The 1,015-nt window shown below is 74.0% G+C and carries 2 protein-coding genes; both read left to right on the top strand.

Translation table 11 applies throughout. The features are described 5' to 3' along the window. Nucleotides 1-475 (top strand): copper chaperone PCu(A)C (locus D471_RS35980; RefSeq protein WP_017601035.1); only part of this gene is annotated, 475 nt, incomplete at its 5' end. A gap of 190 nt (nt 476-665) precedes the next feature. Continuing rightward, nucleotides 666-1,015 (top strand): ATP-binding cassette domain-containing protein (locus tag D471_RS0124375; protein WP_017601034.1); only part of this gene is annotated, 350 nt, incomplete at its 3' end.

Raw genomic sequence — 1,015 nt, 5'->3', positions numbered from 1 at the left:
GACGGAGGAGCCCGCCGCGTCGGAGGCCGCGGCCGGCAGCCACGAGACCGAACGGGGCACCGCCGGTGCGGGGGACCTGCGGATCTCCGGCGCCTGGATGCCCGAACCCGCCAACCCGGAGGTGGGCGCGGTCTACCTGCGCGTGGAGAACGGCGCCGAGGCCGACGACGCGATCACGGAGGTGGCCGCCGACGCCTCCGACGACGCGGGCCTGTACACCACCGAGACCACCGACTCCGGCGCCTCGATGATGCGCGCCGTCGAGGAGATCCCCGTCCCCGGCGGCGGCGCGACGGAGCTGATGGCCGGTGGCTACCACGTGATGGTGGGCGACCTGCCCGAACCGCTCGAGGTCGGGGACGAGGTCACCCTCACCCTGACCTTCGCCAGCGAACACGAGGTGGAGGTCGCCGTCCCCGTCCAGCCGATGACCGCCGGGGACGGCGGGGAGGACGCTCACGAGGGACATCACTGAGCCGGGGCGTGTTCCGCGGAACACGCCCCGAGCACCGCCCGCCCGGGGCGCCCGTGTGTCCGGCTCCGCCGTCCGCGTGGCCGGGCGCTGGTATCTGCACCGATCCCGTGATGTCAGGATTCGGGAACTCCGCGCGGTGTCCCGACGACTCCTGTCGGGAAGGAACCGTCCAGCGGAAGGCGGGTGCGGTGTGCCACCACCGGGAGCCAGTATCCGGATCGAGTCGCTGACCTGCGACCACGGGTCGGTCAGGGCCGTGCGCGAGGTCGATCTCGACATCCGGGCGGGGAGCCGGGTCGCCCTGGTCGGCACGAACGGCTCGGGCAAGTCCACCCTGGTCCGCGCGGTCCTCGGACTGCACCGCCCCACCTGCGGCACCGTCGCCGTCGACGGACACGTCGCCCGCACCTCCCGGGACTGGGCACGGCGCAGACGCGAGTGCGCGTGGATCCCGCAGCGCCAGTCGGCCGGGTCCTTCCCCCTCCTCGTCCGCGAACTCCTCGACGGAGGCGGACACGGCACGGAGTCCGCCCGCACCGC

The organism is Nocardiopsis lucentensis DSM 44048 (assembly GCF_000341125.1).
GTDB classification, from domain to species: Bacteria; Actinomycetota; Actinomycetes; order Streptosporangiales; family Streptosporangiaceae; genus Nocardiopsis; species Nocardiopsis lucentensis.
Note: the sequence above shows the minus strand (reverse complement) of the source record. Positions and strands in the feature narration are given on the sequence as shown.